The organism is Lyngbya sp. CCY1209 (assembly GCF_055795065.1).
On the sequence record NZ_JAYFER010000650.1, the window covers coordinates 1 to 16,469 of the forward strand.

The following is a 16,469-nucleotide window of genomic DNA, read 5'->3' on the forward strand; positions in this document are numbered from 1 at the left end:
AACTCCCCTCGGGTTTGTTGCAACTGAGTTTGGGAGGTTTCCAACTCCCCTCGGGTTTGTTGCAACTGAGTTTGGGATTGCTCCAACTCCCCTTGGATTTGGTGAAGTTGAACTTGCAATCTTGCCTGGTTTTTCTGACTCTGATTTAATTTAACCATAGACTGGCTCAGTTGGATCTCAGTTGTCTCCAGTTGCGGCTCGAGTCGTCCCAATGTCGCCAGATACTGATGCTGTTTAGATTGAGATTTCTCTAGTTCTCCTTGGGTGTAATGTAGTTGAGCTATCGTCCTAGCTTCTGTTTTTTGTGCTTGTTTTAGTTGTAGCCTTAATTGGCTTAATATCATCTCACTTTTGAGGATCTGGGATTCAGTTTGGTTAAGCTGAGACTGTAATTTGTTTTGATGGGCTACAAGTTCTTTATTTTGCAGATCTGAGAGTTCCAACTCTTCTTGCGTCGAATGCAACTGGGACTGATAACGCATCACGTCCCACTGAGTTTGGCTGAGTTGGGATTTGGCTTGTTCTAGATCTTGCTGGGTTAAATTTAACTGGGATTGTAACTGCGATCGCACTTCAGTTAACTCGGTCGTTTTTTGATGCAGTTGACTGTGGGATTCCTTTAAAATTGACTCGGTTTTCTGTAACTGAGCTTGCGATTTTTCCAGCACTTCTTCCGTCTCATGCAACTGAGTCCGGAACTGCTCCACCAGCGATTCTGCTTTCTGAAGCTGAGACTGGGTTTGTTCGAGTTCATCCCGGCTCGGACTTTGTTCCAGTTCTGCTTTTAAAGATTTGTTTTCGGCTTCTACTCGACGAGAATGGGCCCAGTCGCGAAAAGCCCAAACGGAGTAGGGGGAAGACTTGATCCGATCGTTCCAGGACAGATCGGGCGTTTTCTCCGGATGCCATCCTCGCCCTTCGAGTTCCTGATACATTTCGATCGCTTCGGGGAAATAATGATCGATCAGACTCGGACGGTGCCCATCTTGAGAGAGATTGCTTTGGATGAGAGATGGCTCGTAAATTGCCGGTGAGGGATGGCTCAAATCGGTTTTGAATTGATGATTAATTTTTTCTATATATGCCGTTTGATGACCGACAATGGTTTGGAGATTTGCCAGCACACAGCGATCTGTATGTTGATTATAGAATTCCAAAACTTTTTGATTATAAAATAACCAATATTTGACCGCAAGATCTGGCTGCTCTTGAAAAATTTCGTCTCCGCGTCGATAGAGGGAATCAATCACTTCCCAAGGAGAACGGTAAATCAATAAAAACTTTGATTCGGGCAGCAAGTCGGCCCAAAAGTTTAATAGGAGTGTCGTCCGAGGTTCTTTCCATCCCCAAATCTGACTGACTGAATTTTGTTCGACAATTTGGTTTGCTTTTTCGAGTAATTCATCGGGAACTTCAATGGTTTCTTGCAAGGTCCAACCATCGATATTCACTCCCTGCGATCGCAAAACGTCGAGGTGAAACTCAAAAAAGTCGAGATTTTCAAAATAACCTTTAGGATTGAATTCTGTTGACGGCATCAACCGCCGCCCGATATGCAATCCCGCACTTTGGAGCAGCGATGCCACTAGGGACGTTCCGGAACGATGCATTCCGGTAATAATTAAAACTTTTTGGTCACTCTTTAAGTTCTGCATTGCAAAAAGTTGCGATTTGATTGTGTCCGAGTCTGTATGTATAGGTTTAAGTTTAGGATTGTAGTCAGTTTACCATAAAGTCTGAATATTATTTAAAATTTCTAAAAAAGCAGTCCGCTCTTTATTTAAACTGTGTTCGGTGGCGGTTTGGCTGGCGGCGGTCCGCATCAACTGACTCCGCACGGGAGGAAATTGGAGCGCCTCAAAAACGGCATTTAATATCCCTTCCACAGTATACTCCGGACGGAGACAATTGTAACCGGGCAGGCAAAACGACCGATTTCCGATACAATCCGGACAGATCGTCAGGGTTCCCAAGGCCATTCCTTCCAGGGCGGGCAGATAAAATCCCTCTCCCTCCGGTCGGTTGGGTAGGAACACGGTGATTTTAGCACGGTTGAGGTACTTTAGATAATCCGATCGCGGCAATTGAGATTGTAGCAGTTGAACCCCATACCCCATCGCTTGCAGCCGTTGTCGCAGTTGTTCCCCCAGTTGGGGTTCCTTGAGGGCAGCAATCAAAATTTCCACATCTCGCTCCGAATCCGGGGCGGGTTCGGGGAAGCCGTGTCGGTCCAGGCCGTTGGGGATGACAAACACCGGACCGTTGACCTGACGAGATTTAGCCAGGTAAGTTCCCACTTCCGGACTGACGCAGATGCGGATGGCTTTGTGGCGGAGAAAGGGATAGCGGGGGTTGTCGGGGTAGGCGTGGCGGACGTGTTGGATGAGGTTGATAATCGGGACGGGTGAATTTTGGCGTCGGGTTTCATCCAATAATAACCAGTCCAAACCTTCCATAAAAATAATGTCTGGCCGGGATAGAGGTTCGGATAATATCAGGTCTTTTTGGGTATTAAACCAGGGATTATCGGCCTTGATCGCACTCTGGGGCGAAAAATAAATCTGCGGTTGGTAGCTTTCCGAGTGGAGGACGTGATTGAAATAGTCCCAAACTTTTAAATGCCCTCCGGTCAAGCCGCCGTAATCTCGATAAAATAGGACGGATTTGCGGGGTAAATCATCGGATGGGGAAGCGACGACGGGGACACTCAAGCCCTGCATTTGGGCTTCCATTTGTTGCAGCCAAGATTGCGATCGCTCCAACTCCGAGTCGATCTGGTTTAATTTTTTGCGATCGAAGTCCATAATGCCTGTAAAATTGGGGGAGAGTTTCGACCTTTACCGAAGGCGATGGGAACATCCGACGGGATGGAATCCGTCTGGAGACTTCAAGATCCGTTGTCTCCTTTCCGATCGCAGCCATCCCTCTATTCTACCCGAGAATCTCCCCCTGTCTCAACTTCTTGAATGCAAAATACAATCGAAAAAAACATGAGCGTCAGTTCTTTCGACACGGCTAACCAATTGCTACGAAACGGTCAATTTGAGGAGGCGATCGCGACTTACAATCAGGCGATCGCGGAAAATCCCAAATCGGCTTGGTTTTACCACAACCTCGGAGAGGCCCTATCCCAGCGGGGGCGGTTGGATGAGGCGATCGCGGCCTACCGGCAAGCGGCCGAACTCAATCCGACTTCTGCCTGGTCTTACGACCGTTTGGGGACCCTCCTCGACCGTCAGGGCCACCTCAATGAGGCGGTCGCCTGTTTCCGGAAAGCGATCGAATTATATCCGAATTTTTACGAATTCTACAACAATTTGGGTTCGGTTCTCATGAAAGGGGCGAATCGGGAGGAAGCGATCGCCCTGTTTCAAAAGGGAATCGAGTTAAAATCCGACGATGCGGAACTGTATCACAATTTGGGGCTGGCTTTTGAGCAACAGCAGCAGACGGACGAGGCCGTTTCGGCTTACCGTCGGGCTCTCGAATTGAATCCTTACTGGCCCGATTGTCACCTGAGTTTGGGTCGCAGTTTGGAACACTCGGGCCAAGTCGAAGATGCGATCGCCTGCTATCGTCGGGCTTACGAACTCGACCCCAATTTGGCGGAAGCCCTGCGACAGTTGCAAATGATTTTAGAACAACAGGAACGCTGGGATGAACTCGCAATCCTTTACCGTCGGACTTGTAGCATCAATCCCGATGCGGCGGAAGCCCACGAACAGTTGGGGAGGACTTTAACCAAAACCCAGCAGTGGCAGGAAGCGATCGAGAGTTATCAGCGGGCCGGCGAATTGAACCCCAATTCGGCAGAGATTTTTCAGGAGTTGGGAAAAATTCTAACCTACTTAAATCGATGGGAAGCGGCAGTCGAGGCGTTTCAAAAAGCGATCGAACTCGATTCTAACTCCGCTCTTTTGTACCATCAATTCGGGCAAGCGTTGGCAAAATCCGAACGCTGGGAAGAGGCGATCGCGGCGTTCCGGCGGGCTTCTGAATTGCATCCCACATCGGCTCCCGTCTATTTTGATCTCGGACAAGCTCTGGCTCACATTTATCAGTGGGAAGAGGCGATCGCAATTGATCGCAAAGCGTTGGATTTGCATCCGGAAAATGCGATCGAGATTGAAACTCACCTACAACAAGTTCAGGATAAACAGCGTCGCCTCGAAGACGCGATCGCGACCTATCAACAAAGCAACGATTTCGATCCCAATTCCTTCGAGTCCTATCAAAATTTCGGACAGTTTCTCAGAAGTAAAGGACAGGTGGAAGAAGCGATCGCAGCGTTCCGAAAGGCTTCCTCTCTCAACCCTCAGTCGGCTGTCGCTTTTCATCAGTTGGGTTACACCCTGGCAACTGTTAGCCGGTGGCAGGATGCGATCGCAGCCTATCAAATTGCCGCTCAACTCAACCCTCACTCCCCCCACGTTCAATACCACATCGGGGAAGCCTTGGTTCAGGAGGGGCGGTTGGATGAGGCGATCGCCCACTATCAGCGATCGATTACGATCGACCCGGAATTTGAGGAGGGTTACGATGCTTTAAAACAGGCGATCGCAAAAAAAAAAGTTAGCCAATAAAACCGACCCCATTTCTCACTATCGGAATTTGCTCCGAGACAGTCCCAACAATCCTGACATCCATCAGGAGTTGGGACAACTTTTGCATCGCGAGGGTCAAACGAAAGAGGCGATCGCTCATTATCAAAAGGCGATGGAACTGCGGGGAGAACCGATTCACCTGTGGTATTATCGCAATTTGGGAGAGGCGATGATTCGGAATGAAAACCCCAATTCAAATGGGCATAATATCGTCGAGTCTCAGTTGTAAATTCGGGAACAGATAAGAAGCGATCGGCTCTCCCAAGCGATATTGCTGCTGTTGATCAATACCATCCACCAACTGGCAGACTGTCAAAGTTGGTTGTTTGGGATTGCCGATAAATTGCAAGCCACTCCCGAGGGCGCAAGCCAGGGGCCCCTACCAGCAAAAATCATCGGTCGATGATTGGGGAGGTTTTGCGGTCAAAAAATCGGTTCTGATATCAGTGGTGGAGATAAAGTGTCAGTCATCGGTATTATTAAAATAGACATTTTTTCGTGTGAAACCTAACATCAATAAATTTTAGCATGACTGACTTTTGATTGAGTTATCATGTCTTCGGTTATCCCCAAATTTTGCCAACTTTGGATGTCGAAAGAATAGCCATATTCTCTGGAAATATTGATAAACCGTTCCCGGAAATTATTGATCGTTTCTTGGGGGCTGTAAGGGCTGTAATTTCGGGATTTTTCGAGCAATTGACGCATCCGATCGCCCTCTCCGGTATGATACGCCAAACAAGCCAGCCACACCGACACTTGATAGCGGGCGAGGGATTCTAGGGGACGCATCCAATCCCGCAGGGTGGGGCGAGAAAAGTAATGATCTATCAGTTGATTTGCTTCCGTAGATAGTTTTGCGATCGCACCCCATTCGACATTATTACCGGTACAATCTAGGGTGATATTTTCCAAACAAATTCCCGCCGCCCCGCGAGAGGATAAATTGAGCAATAAATCCAAAGTTGCCGCGTGGGGAGAGAGGCGAGAATCAAATCCTCCCCACCGTTGAACCCAGGAACGCCGGAATAGAATCGCCCCGGTTTGAATCAGTCGCCACAGGTTCGGCAACATCCAGATATGAACGCCGTGCAAACCTTCCCGACCTGTTAAAATGGGGATCAGAGCGTGCCACGGTTGGACTTCTGAATCGCCAGTTTTCCAACCCGAAAATACCATTTCAAGGGAACCCGCCCGCCTTTCAAAACAGTCAACTTGTCGAGACAGGCTATTGGGTAATAAAATAGAATCTGCATCTATAAATAGTACAAATTCTCCCCGAGCAATTTCTAACCCTTGATTTCTGGCGGATATGATGTCGGCGTTGCTTTGGCGGATGTATCGGACGGAATTATGATAAGATTTGATCAGTTCTGGAGTCTTGTCGGTGGAATTGCGATCGCTGACAATAATTTCTATGTCGTCGTAATTTTGATTTAAAATGCTGGCGATCGCACGAGATAAACTTTCGGCTTGATTGTGAGTACAAATAATAACACTAACTCGGGGATTTTCAGCCACCGCCGCCGGTATTAAATAATGGGTCGCATCGGCACTACTCCCGGCAAAATGCCCCCGCAATAGGGTTTGATTTTGCTGGGCTTCCGTTCCGTGAAATGCTTCGAGTCGGTTGCCCGGAAGATGTCCGTAATCGTGATTTTGGTGAATAATAGTAATGGTTTGGCTGGCATTAATCACCGGATAGCCACGTTTGAGAGCTTCCCCCACCATCCAGTTATCCCACCCCGGACGACCGATCGCAAATTCGGGAAGTAGGCGAAACAGAGGTTTCGGAAATACGAAGTAATCCAAAGCACCCACGCCGCTGAAAATTCCAGCCTTCTGGATGCGATCGCGTAACTTTTTTTCCCAGTCTTGATGATTATAATTAATCCGTTCAAAAATATCCAAATTCCAACGTCGTCCCACCATCAAAAATTGGGGATTTTGGGCGACAACCTGCTGAACCGTCGGCAGAAAATCGCCCGTCAGAATAATATCTGAATTGACATAAGTGAGAATCGGATAAGAAGCGTGATGGTGGACTCGGGCAAAAATATCATTCAGTAAAGGTGTCCCCCGTTGGTTGACTTTGACATCAGGGATATGTTTGAGATTAAATTCTCGGGCAATTTCCCCAACTCCTGCATCGTTTCCCAATAAGATAATTTCGGGTTTGGGTTTTAATCGAGTCCAACTGGCGATCGCATTCCGCTGAATCATGCCGACGGAACCGAAAAACGATTTTGGAACCGCAAAAATCGTTATTTTTAGCGTCGGTTTTATATAGTCAAAAATTGAGAGCGATCGCACTTTATTCACTTTAGGATTCATGTAACTCTGAGAACATTGCCTCGACACCCACCAACTTGGATTTAATCCTGAATTGTTTCAGAAAGAATTTTAGCCAACATTTTGACGTGAGCGGCATTATTTGAATTGGATGCTGATGGCAGGGCTGGATTCTGTTTGAGTTCCTCTTGTAGTTGCTGGATTTGAGATTGATACTGTTCCAATTCCTCTTTGTTTTTGTACAACTGAGCCGTCGCCTGTTCGAGTTCCACCTGCACTTCATCCAGTTGGAAGTTTGCCATCTCCAATTCTTCCCGAGTATCGTGCAGCTCGGAACGACTTTTATCGAGTTCCTTTTGAGTTTCTTGCTGTTGTGTTTGAGCCGTTTTGAGCTGTTCTTGAGATTGTTTCAGTTGAGACTGGGATTGTTCCAATTCCTTCTGATTCTGTTGCAGTTCCGACTGGGATTGTTCCAATTCCTTCTGATTTTGCTGTAATTGCGATCGCAGTTGTTCCCGTTCCGACTGGGATTGTTCCAATTCCTTCTGATTCTGCTGTAATTGCGATCGCAGTTGTTCCCGTTCCGACTGGGATTGTTCCAATTCCTTTTGATTCTGCTGTAATTGCGATCGCAGTTGTTCCCGTTCCGACTGGGATTGTTCCAGTTCCTTCTGATTCTGCTGTAATTGCGATCGCAGTTGTTCCCGTTCCGACTGGGATTGTTCCAATTCCTTCTGATTCTGTTTGAGTTGAAGGTGAGATCGTTCAAGCTCTGCCAAGATTTGATCCCGTTGAGCTTGCAATTCTTCCAACTCTTCCTGAGCTTGTTTCAGTTGAGCGTGAGATGATTCAAGTTTTTTTGATTCTTCCCGAGCTTGTTGGAGTTGCGATTGAAACTGCTCCAACTCCTTTTTATTTTGTTGTGACTCGGATTGCGATCGCTCCAATTTGTCCCGAGTCTCTTTCAATTCAGATTGTGATTTTTCTAACTCTTCCTGAGTTTGATGTAATTGCGATCGCAGTTGTTCCTGTTGAGCTGCGGATTTTTCGAGTTCTGTGGGTTCCGGTTCCGGCTCGGGTTCCGTGCGGATGGTTTCCGCGACTTCGGCGGGAATGGCGGAGCGATTGATTAGATTATTGCGAATGTAGAGAACTTCGCATCGCTCGGGGTGGTAAGGGGTGGCGTGAGCGACGGGGGTGAAATAATGCTCCGCTAAAAATGCGTCCACTTGCTCGACAGTTGCTCCCCCTTCAAATAGCTCTTTGTGACTGGTAGTGGTGTAAATTGCATCCAGGTTTTTGAGGAGTTCGGAGGCTCCGGTGAGGGCGAGGAGTTCGGCGCCTTGGATGTCGAGATACAAACAGTTGAAGTCTTCGGGACGGAGGTTGAGTTCGCCGAGGAGGGTGTCGAGGGTGCGGGTTTCGACGGTGATTTGTTCGGTTTCTTTGAGATTGGGATAAAGATTTTTATATCCGTTTAGGGGGAGAATCGAACTGTTGGATTCGAGGTTGGTGACGTGCAGGGTGGCGGTACTATTTTGGTCAGCGATCGCACGATTAACTGTCAAAATATTCGCCTGTCTTTCCGCATTCATCTCCAGACGCTCGCAGGTTTCTGGATGGGCTTCGACGAGCAGCATTTTGGGATTATTAAAACTGGCAAAACGTTTGAGCGATCGCCCTTCCCCTGCTCCGACATATATGATCCCGCGAGGGGTAATTTTATGGGTTTCAAAAATTTGCTGTAATTTAAGTTTCATGGATACTCAATTTGGGAATATTAAACCGAATTATAATTTTCTGAAGCCGGCAGCATGGGGGGCTAAAGCCCAACAACGGAAAAGGTGAATATTACCACTCCGAAAAGTCCCGGGCGAATGCGGGGAGGGACAGCAACCGGATTGGCGGATGTTCCGCAACGGACGCCCGTTCTGCTTCCGTATTGTAGCCCCAGTCAGCTAAGAACAGTTGCACTGCATCGAGATCGGGTTGACGCTGTACCGATAATAGGGTTTTGAGTCGATCCTCGACAAACCCGATCGTCGGACTCGGTTCGGACATTGCCAACAGATCCCGCAGGGTTTGGTGTTTGGGTTGCTTGTGTCCCTTGCCAAATATCGTCCCCGAGGGGAGGTGAATTCCCTGTTTTTCCAGGAGCGATCGCACGAACCGTTCTTCCTTGGTGGTGATAATCCGCAGTTCGACTTTCCCCCCATCCAGAATATCTCGAATGCGATCGCACACCCCCGGATAAAATCGGTGCAACCCCAGCCACCCCTCCAAATCCGCCGAGATCCAATCGTCCCGGACGCGATCGAGCCTGGGGCCGAGTTCTTGGGGCTGCAAATCTTCTTTTTCCACCAAGCGATCGCGGATTTCGTGCCAATTTTCCAAAATTTCAGCCTCCGACACCCCCAAAATTAACGCCTTCACCAACAGCGGCATTTCCCACCCCGTCTCGATCACCGGGCGGGTCTGGTAGAATTTGGGGGGCAAATCTTCCGGCGGCGTGGCGTCCGGGGGCGACCAAATTTCCAAATAGGTTCGCCAAGCCGTCTGAAAATACTCGATCAAGCCGTCGCAGACGACGCCATCGAAGTCCAGGGCGAGGAGGGTAGGTGCGGTCATAAGATTTTCAATGGGGGAGATGTGGGAATGGAGTTAATCTGGAGCAATTGTACCCAAATTCAGGGAACAGACAACGAAACAATTTGTTCCGCCGCCCCTTGAAGCCGGGGCGTTCCTGAGCTACTGTTAATCCTATCGATCAACCGAACGCTCCGACTCCGTTCGCTCACCCTCGGGAATCAATTTTGTGGTTTACGCCCCAAAGTCAGCGTTAGAATATGCGATCGCCCCACAGAAATCCCCGGACTTGCCCGATCCCCACTTGCTTCGGGTCGCCCGACAAATTTATCATGCCTATCTGGAAGTCCACGCCCGACGGATGCGGCGTCCCTTCGGAGTGGCGGTCCATTCCCGCAGCTATCGCGGTTTGCTGATTTTCTCCGCCAAACCGATTTTGCTTCCCGGAGAACGGTTTATTCCCTTCGAGCAGATCGAATCGGAACTGCATTAATTGGGGTGTGGGGTGTGCTCGGTGGGGTGTGGGGAATAGGGAGTCGGTATTAGGGAGTCGGGAGTCGTGACGATGATGCATCAACTTTCCCTCCCCCTCCTCCGCCTCTTCCCCCTCCTCCGCCTCCTGAGCCCCTCCGCCTCCTGTGCCCCCCTGCCCCTCCGCTTCTTTAAAAAATGGATATTTTAGCTGATTTACCGGCGTTTTTGATCGTGTTTGCCTTGGGTGCGTCCGTGGGCAGCTTCCTGAACGTGATCGTGTATCGGGTTCCGGCGGGGCTGTCGGTGCTGCGTCCGCCCTCCCGGTGTCCGCACTGCCACACCCGGTTGGGGATAACAGAAAATGTGCCGGTGTTCGGCTGGCTGTGGTTGCGGGGGCGGTGTCGCCACTGCCGGGCCCCAATTTCAAGTCGCTATCCCCTGGTAGAGGGGGCGACGGGGCTATTATTTTTGTTGATATTTTTGACCGGATCGGGTAGCGTGGTCGAACTGTTGGGGACTTGGGCGTTATTTGCTTGGCTGCTGGCTTTGTCTCTCATCGATGTGGATACGTTTACCCTTCCCAACCCGCTGACACAATCGGGCCTGGTTGTCGGGCTGTGTTATCAGGGGTTGCGGGGGTGGCAGGCGGGGGAATTAGCCCAACAGTTAATGGTGGGAATTTTGGGGGCGGTGGTAGGGTTGTGGCTGTTTGAAACCATCGCCTTTGTGGGATCGATCGCTTTCGGACAGGCGGCAATGGGCGCCGGAGATGGTAAACTGGCAGCTCTGATGGGAGCGTGGTTAGGGTGGAAACTCCTGCTCGTCGCCGGGTTCATTGCCTGTGCTCTGGGGGCCTTCGTCGGGGGAGGCGCGATCGCTCTGGGGATTTTGAACCGCCGTCAACCCATGCCTTTCGGGCCTTTTTTGGCGATCGGTGCTGGTGTGACGGCCCTCTGGGGTGAGACAATACTTTCAACTTACATGACCTTGTTTTTCCCCGCCGTCTGAGTCGCTTGGATCGGATCGTGTCTTGGATCACACTAAAAACTACTGCGATGCGCTGGGAAGCCGAGTTGATGCAGCAAGTCCTAGCCGCCCATGATATCCCGGCCCGGGTGATTCACTTGGGAGCCGGATCATACATGGGAATGGGGAGTCCGGCGGCATTGCAGGTCCGCTCGGAACATCAGTGGACGGCACTGCTGCTGCTGAGTCCCATTGAAGAAGAGCAAGAGTCAGCGGATTGACACGGCGACACCTCGGGACGGTTCCATCGGGTCCCAATGCCCGATCCCGCTTCCCGTCACCCGGTTCAAAACCCATTCACACATCAAAACAGCTTTTAATTAATGTCTCTATTCGATTGGTTTGCAAATCGACGAAAATCCGTTCCCATCAGCCCCGATCGCCAAGAGCGAGAAATCGCCGATGGCCTGTGGGTCAAGTGCGAACGGTGCGGTGCGTTGACTTATACCAAAGATCTCCAGGCGAACCAGATGGTTTGTCTCGAATGCGACTATCATATGCAGGTCTACAGCGACGATCGCATCGCACAGCTCATCGACGAGAACACCTGGCGGCCGGTCGCGGCGGACCTGTGTTCGGTCGATCCCCTCAACTTCCGCGATCGCAAGCCCTACGGCGACCGCCTGCGGGAATACCGCGAAAAAACCGGCCAACTCGACGCCGTACAGACCGGGATCGGTTTGCTGCACGGGGAACCCGTCGCCCTGGGGGTGATGGATTTCCGGTTCATGGGGGGCAGCATGGGTTCGGTGGTGGGGGAAAAACTCACCCGCCTGATCGAACGCGGCACCCGGGAGGGGTATCCCGTCCTCATCGTCTGTTCCTCGGGCGGCGCCCGGATGCAGGAGGGGATGTTGAGCCTGATGCAAATGGCCAAAATTTCCGGTGCCCTGGAGCGACACCGGGAGCACAAGTTGCTTTACATCCCCGTCCTCACCCACCCCACCACGGGGGGCGTCACGGCCAGCTTCGCCATGCTCGGCGACATTATCCTGGCCGAACCCGGGGCGACTATCGGGTTTGCCGGCCGGCGGGTGATCGAGCAGACCCTGCGGGAAAAGCTCCCCGACGACTTCCAGACCTCCGAATATTTGATGGCCCACGGTTTCATCGACGCGATCGTTCCCCGGACGCAGTTGAAAAAGACCCTCGCCCAACTGATCCGCCTGCACCGCCCCCCCCAGCCGCCCCAGCGGCCCTTCGTCACCCTGCCGGAGTCCAAGTCCCTCACCCACCACGTCAACAGCGCGGAGGAAACCCAGCACCGGTAGCCCCGGTTTGCAGCGATCGCGGTCCTGCCTATAATTGGGGATCGACCCCCATTTTTATCAATTTCTATGGGTTTTGCCGATCTGTCCGTCGCCGAAATTGCCGAGGACTGCGACCTCCCCGTTTCCGAAGTGATGGCCCTGTGCGATCGCCTCGGAATTGCCTACCAACACCCCCAAACCCGACTGGCTCTCGAAGATGTCAAGGCCATCCTGTCGGCCGTCGAGGCCCGTTCGGGCGCGGGGGATTCCGGAGGGTCAGAATAACACCCGCGGCTCGGACTGTGGGGGGCCCGGGGCGGCGATCGTCCCACCCCCGACCCGGACAGAATCGATCGGCTTTCGGGAGCCTCCCGAGCCGATTTCAACTCTTTTCAGATGTCACGTTCTCTGGTACTATCCAAAAGTCAGTCTAGAACGGTAGCACAGGCATCTTGCCTGTAAGTGAACCGTAGCACAGGCATCTTGCCTGTGAGGATCAACTCCCGTCCTGAATGGATACCCTACCACACACCAATATCGGTGAGCGTGATGTTAGTGGCAGAGGAATGAAAAACCTCTTTTAAAAATCCGAGGATACCGGCGAGTTCCGAACCCAGAAAAGTTAATCATTTAAACCCCGAAACTGTACGGCTCGGTACGTCGGAACAGTCTAAAAGTACGCTTCTGGAGAAGATACCTCTGGCGTCGGATGGCCTCGAACTCGGCCGTCGCACCGTTTGGCGGTGGGCGATCTGAGGGGAGGTTCGGGCTGGTTCCCCATTCGACATCAGGTATTTTCGATGAAGGAAGAATCCCCTCGCCTTCGGACTCCAGAAGTGTCCAACGGGACGATTGATCAAACGAGTTCTGAGAGGGGAGCGCCGAAAACGGGGACTTCAACTGCTCATCGTCGCGGATTGAGCGCTTCCCATCGTGCGTTCTATAACCATCTAAAAGTTAAGGAGAACCATGCTAAAAAGGTACATTTGGTTGGCCGTCGCCACCGTATTTTTCACCTTCCAGATGTGGGTGGGAAATGCAAATGCTTTGGACTTGAGCCCAGAAACGAGAACGCTGCCACTCAACGCCGAGGGGGATACGGTGGTCTTGAGTTTAAAGGAAATCAAGAAAGGCCAAAAGGTGTTCAATGACACCTGCGCCCAGTGCCATGCTTTGGGGATGACGAAAACGAACCCCGATGTCAACTTGAGTCCCGAATCCCTCGCCTTCGCGACCCCGCCTCGGGATAACATTGAGGCAATGGTTGATTATTTAAAAAAACCGACCACCTACGATGGTTTCATCGAGATCTCTGAATTCCATCCGAGCTTGAAGAGTGCGGACATTTATCCGGAGATGAGAAATATCACGGAAGATGACCTGTATGATGTGGCGGGTTATATCTTGTTGCAACCCAAAGTTCGGGGCGAACAGTGGGGTGGCGGTAAATACCTCCGTTAATCTTTCCCTTTTTTAAAGATTGACACCGGCATTTTAGACTTCGGATTTTGGGTTTTGGATGGGACTCGATTGGGTGTCCGGGGAATTGCGATCGCCCCGTTCTCAAGCTGTCACCGCTAAGATCTAAAATCTGAGGTCTAAAATTTTGAGAAGAGATGGACTCGACCCCGATCGCCGGGGGGGCATCTCTGCAAAAGTTCATTCACAATCAAATGTTTCGTCATAATTTTTTACGTTCTCTGGTTATTTTAATGCTGACTTGGATCGGCTGGGCGGTTTTCAGTTTCCCCGCCCAAGCGGAAACGGCTGATCCCTACGTATTGCGCTACTTGGCGGACGAACCCGTGGAAATGGCCCGCGATCGCCAAGGCCAAACTCAAACCTTCACCCCGGCGGAACTCTCCGAGGGGAAAGATCTGTTCGCCAACAACTGCCTGAGTTGCCACACGGGGGGACGGACGGCCCAGTATCCGACGGTTTCCCTCTCCCTCAAAGACCTCAAAGGCGCCTCTCCCCCCCGGGACAATATCTCCAATTTGGTCGCCTACATGAGACACCCCGTCAGCTACGACGGCAGCGATACCAACTACTGGTGTCGGGAAGTGACAGAACGTTGGATGTCCGAATCCCAAATTGAAAATCTCGCCGCCTTCCTGCTGCGGGCGGCGGAAACCGCACCCAACTGGGGAGAATAAAAACTGGCGACCCGGGACTTTCGCCCGGATCGGGTCGCCAGCCCAAGTTTAGACCATCAGCAAGTGTCTGCAACACTCAAAATTCGATCGCGACTCAAATTCCAAAAGCCGACTTGATCTGATCACACCAGGTTTGGATGCGTTCTTCCGTCTTTTCGGACTCGTTGTCATCGTCGAGGGCCAGACCGCAAAATTTGCCGTCGCGCATCGCCTTCGAGTCCGTATGCTCGTAGCCGTCGGCGGGCCAGTAACCCACCGTCTTGCCCCCCAAGCCGGAAATCTTTTCTTCCAAAATACCCATCGCATCCTGGAAGTTGTCGGCGTAGCCAACTTGGTCGCCGGTGCCGAAGTAGGCGACCATTTTGCCGCTGAAGTCCACTTCGTCCAAGTCGTCGATGATGGCATCCCAGTCATCTTGCAAATCTCCGACATTCCAGGTCGGACACCCGATGATGATGCAGTCGTACTCCGCCAAATCGGCCGCGCTCTTGTCGCCGATGTCGTGGAGATCAACAACCGAATCTCCTCCGAGTGCGGCCCGCACTTGCTCGGCGGCATCCGCAGTTTTGCCGGTGGTTGAGCCGTAGAATAATCCAATTTTTGCCATGATTTTTTACGATTGAAATGTCACTCGAAAAAGGGTCGGGGCAGGCAGGCAATCCCCGGGGCGAACTCAACTCATCAGACAATAATAATTGTCGATAGTGACCGCCGGATGACTCCGAAAATTGCCTGAGAAACGGGGATGATATCAAATCCGGTTGAATGCTCGGAACACAAAACGGGTTGGATGTCCAGACCGCTTTGGAATCAATTCCAAAGCTAATAGCTCAAATCATCTGAAGATGATTGGGAAGATTTTTCGGTCAAATAACCGGATTTGATCTGAAAAACGGATCGCCCCGCGCGATCGCGCCTTCTATTGACTCTCTTTTTCAATAGTCTACCCCACCGTATCGCACTTGGCACTTAATGACAAGAATTCTTATTTGATATCCCGTCAGCGGGGGGACGTCACGAACAGCAACGTCGCCACCAGCAAAGCCGCCGCCGCCGTCGGCACCAGCGATAAGACGCGGCGGTAAACCCCGGCGCTGCGATCGACAACGCCATTGTCCGATCGCCGCAACCGCCCCGAACGGTAGAGCCCGTCGAGATGATACGAATCGTAGCGGGCCATCCTGGCAAAGGGCAATTCCCCCGTGCCACGCCCGGGCAAAATGCGCCGTCGCTGGTAGGGAATCCCCTCGTCCCCAAACACATTCAAATACTCTTCCGTCCCCAGCAGTTCGTCCACGAAGCCCCGGAGTCCTTTGGTCGCCAACACAATCGACCAAGCCAGCTTTTCGCGCTGGTTGTAAACCGATCGCCCCAGCACCCGTTGAATGCACAATTCGACGAACCGATAATTACTGTTGGTGTCATAATTGAGCCGCCGAAACGAGTCCGACAGCAACAGGCGCCGGATGAAGTCCCGCATGGTAATTTGTCGCATCCGCAACAGGGACTCCGCCGTTGCCTGCCGGTGGGCCGCGATAAGCTGCTGTTCGTTAAAAATTTGCCGGTAGGCGGCCCGGATCGCATCGTCCATCTCGGACCCAGACAGGGCCGCGTCGAAGATGTATCGCCGGGGAGTCTCGTCCCCGGGTATTTCAAATCCCTCGACCCGCTGATTTTGGCTGGCGGGGGGATAATTGAGTAAAGGAAGGGTCATGGTTGTCTCGTTTCGTTCCGTTCTCTGAAAAATGGTCGTTTGATGGAAACGGGAACTCCTATCAAATCCGATTGAATGCCCGGAAAAAGCCGGTTGGATATCCACACCGCTCGGGAATTGATTCCCGAGCTAATAGCTAAAATCCTCTCAAGAGGATTGGGTAAGGTTCTGCGGGCAAATCACCGGATCTGATATCGGACTCCCGTTCCTCCAACGATGTCGGTCGGGCGGAGGGCGCAGGGAGGATTTACGGCACTTTTCAAGCCAATTAAGGTACACTAATTGACTTGAAGTCCCCATCCCCCCCTACCCCCCCTTTGTAAGGGGGGAGATCAGGGGGGATAATGGCGGATCGAACCGTATCGCA

16 protein-coding genes are annotated in these 16,469 nt (G+C 51.5%); 9 read left to right on the forward strand and 7 right to left on the reverse strand.

All coding sequences use genetic code 11. The features are described from left to right. Together AC0QHF_RS26700 and AC0QHF_RS26705 are read right to left on the reverse strand one after the other, a co-directional pair. A partial coding sequence (locus tag AC0QHF_RS26700; RefSeq protein ID WP_324707319.1) for a sulfotransferase occupies positions 1–1,655 on the reverse strand: 1,655 nt, incomplete at its 3' end. Positions 1,656–1,724: 69 nt separating this feature from the next. Then, entirely contained in the window at positions 1,725–2,804 is a 1,080-nt protein-coding gene (locus AC0QHF_RS26705; protein WP_324707320.1) for a glycosyltransferase family protein, read from the reverse strand. 186 nt (positions 2,805–2,990) lie between these two features. Here AC0QHF_RS26705 and AC0QHF_RS26710 point away from each other — a divergent pair, with 186 nt between their 5' ends. Beyond that, positions 2,991–4,583, forward strand: coding sequence for a tetratricopeptide repeat protein (locus tag AC0QHF_RS26710; RefSeq protein ID WP_324707321.1), 1,593 nt, complete (start codon positions 2,991–2,993; stop codon positions 4,581–4,583). 28 nt (positions 4,584–4,611) lie between these two features. Further along, positions 4,612–4,833 carry a tetratricopeptide repeat protein gene (locus AC0QHF_RS26715; protein WP_324707322.1) on the forward strand — a complete coding sequence of 74 codons (222 nt, stop codon included), beginning with the start codon at positions 4,612–4,614 and terminating at the stop codon, positions 4,831–4,833. Positions 4,834–5,117: 284 nt separating this feature from the next. On the opposite strand, the gene AC0QHF_RS26720 is transcribed toward AC0QHF_RS26715, so the two are convergent. From AC0QHF_RS26720 to AC0QHF_RS26730, 3 genes are all read right to left on the reverse strand, one after another. Continuing rightward, positions 5,118–6,938 (reverse strand): glycosyltransferase family 2 protein, encoded by a 1,821-nt coding sequence (locus tag AC0QHF_RS26720; RefSeq protein WP_324707323.1) that lies wholly within the window; start codon positions 6,936–6,938, stop codon positions 5,118–5,120. Between the two features lie 41 nt (positions 6,939–6,979). Continuing rightward, positions 6,980–8,656, reverse strand: a complete 1,677-nt coding sequence (locus AC0QHF_RS26725; RefSeq protein WP_324707324.1) for an FkbM family methyltransferase — start codon at positions 8,654–8,656, stop codon at positions 6,980–6,982. 91 nt (positions 8,657–8,747) lie between these two features. Continuing rightward, positions 8,748–9,524, reverse strand: coding sequence for an HAD family hydrolase (locus AC0QHF_RS26730; protein ID WP_324707325.1), 777 nt, complete (start codon positions 9,522–9,524; stop codon positions 8,748–8,750). Positions 9,525–9,711: 187 nt separating this feature from the next. Between AC0QHF_RS26730 and AC0QHF_RS26735 the strand changes: the two genes are divergently transcribed. The 7 genes from AC0QHF_RS26735 to psbV2 all read left to right on the forward strand — a co-directional run bounded on the left by AC0QHF_RS26735 (position 9,712) and on the right by psbV2 (position 14,388). Next, positions 9,712–9,975 carry a hypothetical protein gene (locus AC0QHF_RS26735; protein WP_324707326.1) on the forward strand — a complete coding sequence of 88 codons (264 nt, stop codon included), beginning with the start codon at positions 9,712–9,714 and terminating at the stop codon, positions 9,973–9,975. A 176-nt stretch (positions 9,976–10,151) separates the two neighbouring features. After that, complete coding sequence (locus AC0QHF_RS26740) at positions 10,152–10,964, forward strand: prepilin peptidase (protein WP_324707327.1); 813 nt, start codon at positions 10,152–10,154, stop codon at positions 10,962–10,964. A 17-nt stretch (positions 10,965–10,981) separates the two neighbouring features. Beyond that, entirely contained in the window at positions 10,982–11,203 is a 222-nt protein-coding gene (locus AC0QHF_RS26745; protein WP_324707328.1) for a hypothetical protein, read from the forward strand. A 102-nt stretch (positions 11,204–11,305) separates the two neighbouring features. Next, a complete protein-coding gene (accD, locus tag AC0QHF_RS26750) occupies positions 11,306–12,253 on the forward strand; it encodes an acetyl-CoA carboxylase, carboxyltransferase subunit beta (RefSeq protein WP_324707329.1) in 948 nt (315 codons plus the stop codon). Between the two features lie 66 nt (positions 12,254–12,319). After that, complete coding sequence (locus AC0QHF_RS26755; protein ID WP_324707330.1) at positions 12,320–12,517, forward strand: translation initiation factor IF-2; 198 nt, start codon at positions 12,320–12,322, stop codon at positions 12,515–12,517. 684 nt (positions 12,518–13,201) lie between these two features. After that, positions 13,202–13,693 carry a photosystem II cytochrome c-550 gene (psbV, locus tag AC0QHF_RS26760; protein WP_324707331.1) on the forward strand — a complete coding sequence of 164 codons (492 nt, stop codon included), beginning with the start codon at positions 13,202–13,204 and terminating at the stop codon, positions 13,691–13,693. A 212-nt stretch (positions 13,694–13,905) separates the two neighbouring features. Next, positions 13,906–14,388, forward strand: coding sequence for a photosystem II cytochrome PsbV2 (gene psbV2, locus AC0QHF_RS26765; RefSeq protein ID WP_324707334.1), 483 nt, complete (start codon positions 13,906–13,908; stop codon positions 14,386–14,388). 94 nt (positions 14,389–14,482) lie between these two features. Here psbV2 and fldA read toward each other — a convergent pair whose 3' ends face one another. After that, positions 14,483–14,995 (reverse strand): flavodoxin FldA, encoded by a 513-nt coding sequence (gene fldA, locus AC0QHF_RS26770; RefSeq protein WP_324707332.1) that lies wholly within the window; start codon positions 14,993–14,995, stop codon positions 14,483–14,485. A 393-nt stretch (positions 14,996–15,388) separates the two neighbouring features. After that, positions 15,389–16,102, reverse strand: a complete 714-nt coding sequence (locus AC0QHF_RS26775) for a phycobilisome rod-core linker polypeptide (RefSeq protein ID WP_324707333.1) — start codon at positions 16,100–16,102, stop codon at positions 15,389–15,391. Positions 16,103–16,469 lie beyond the last annotated feature (367 nt).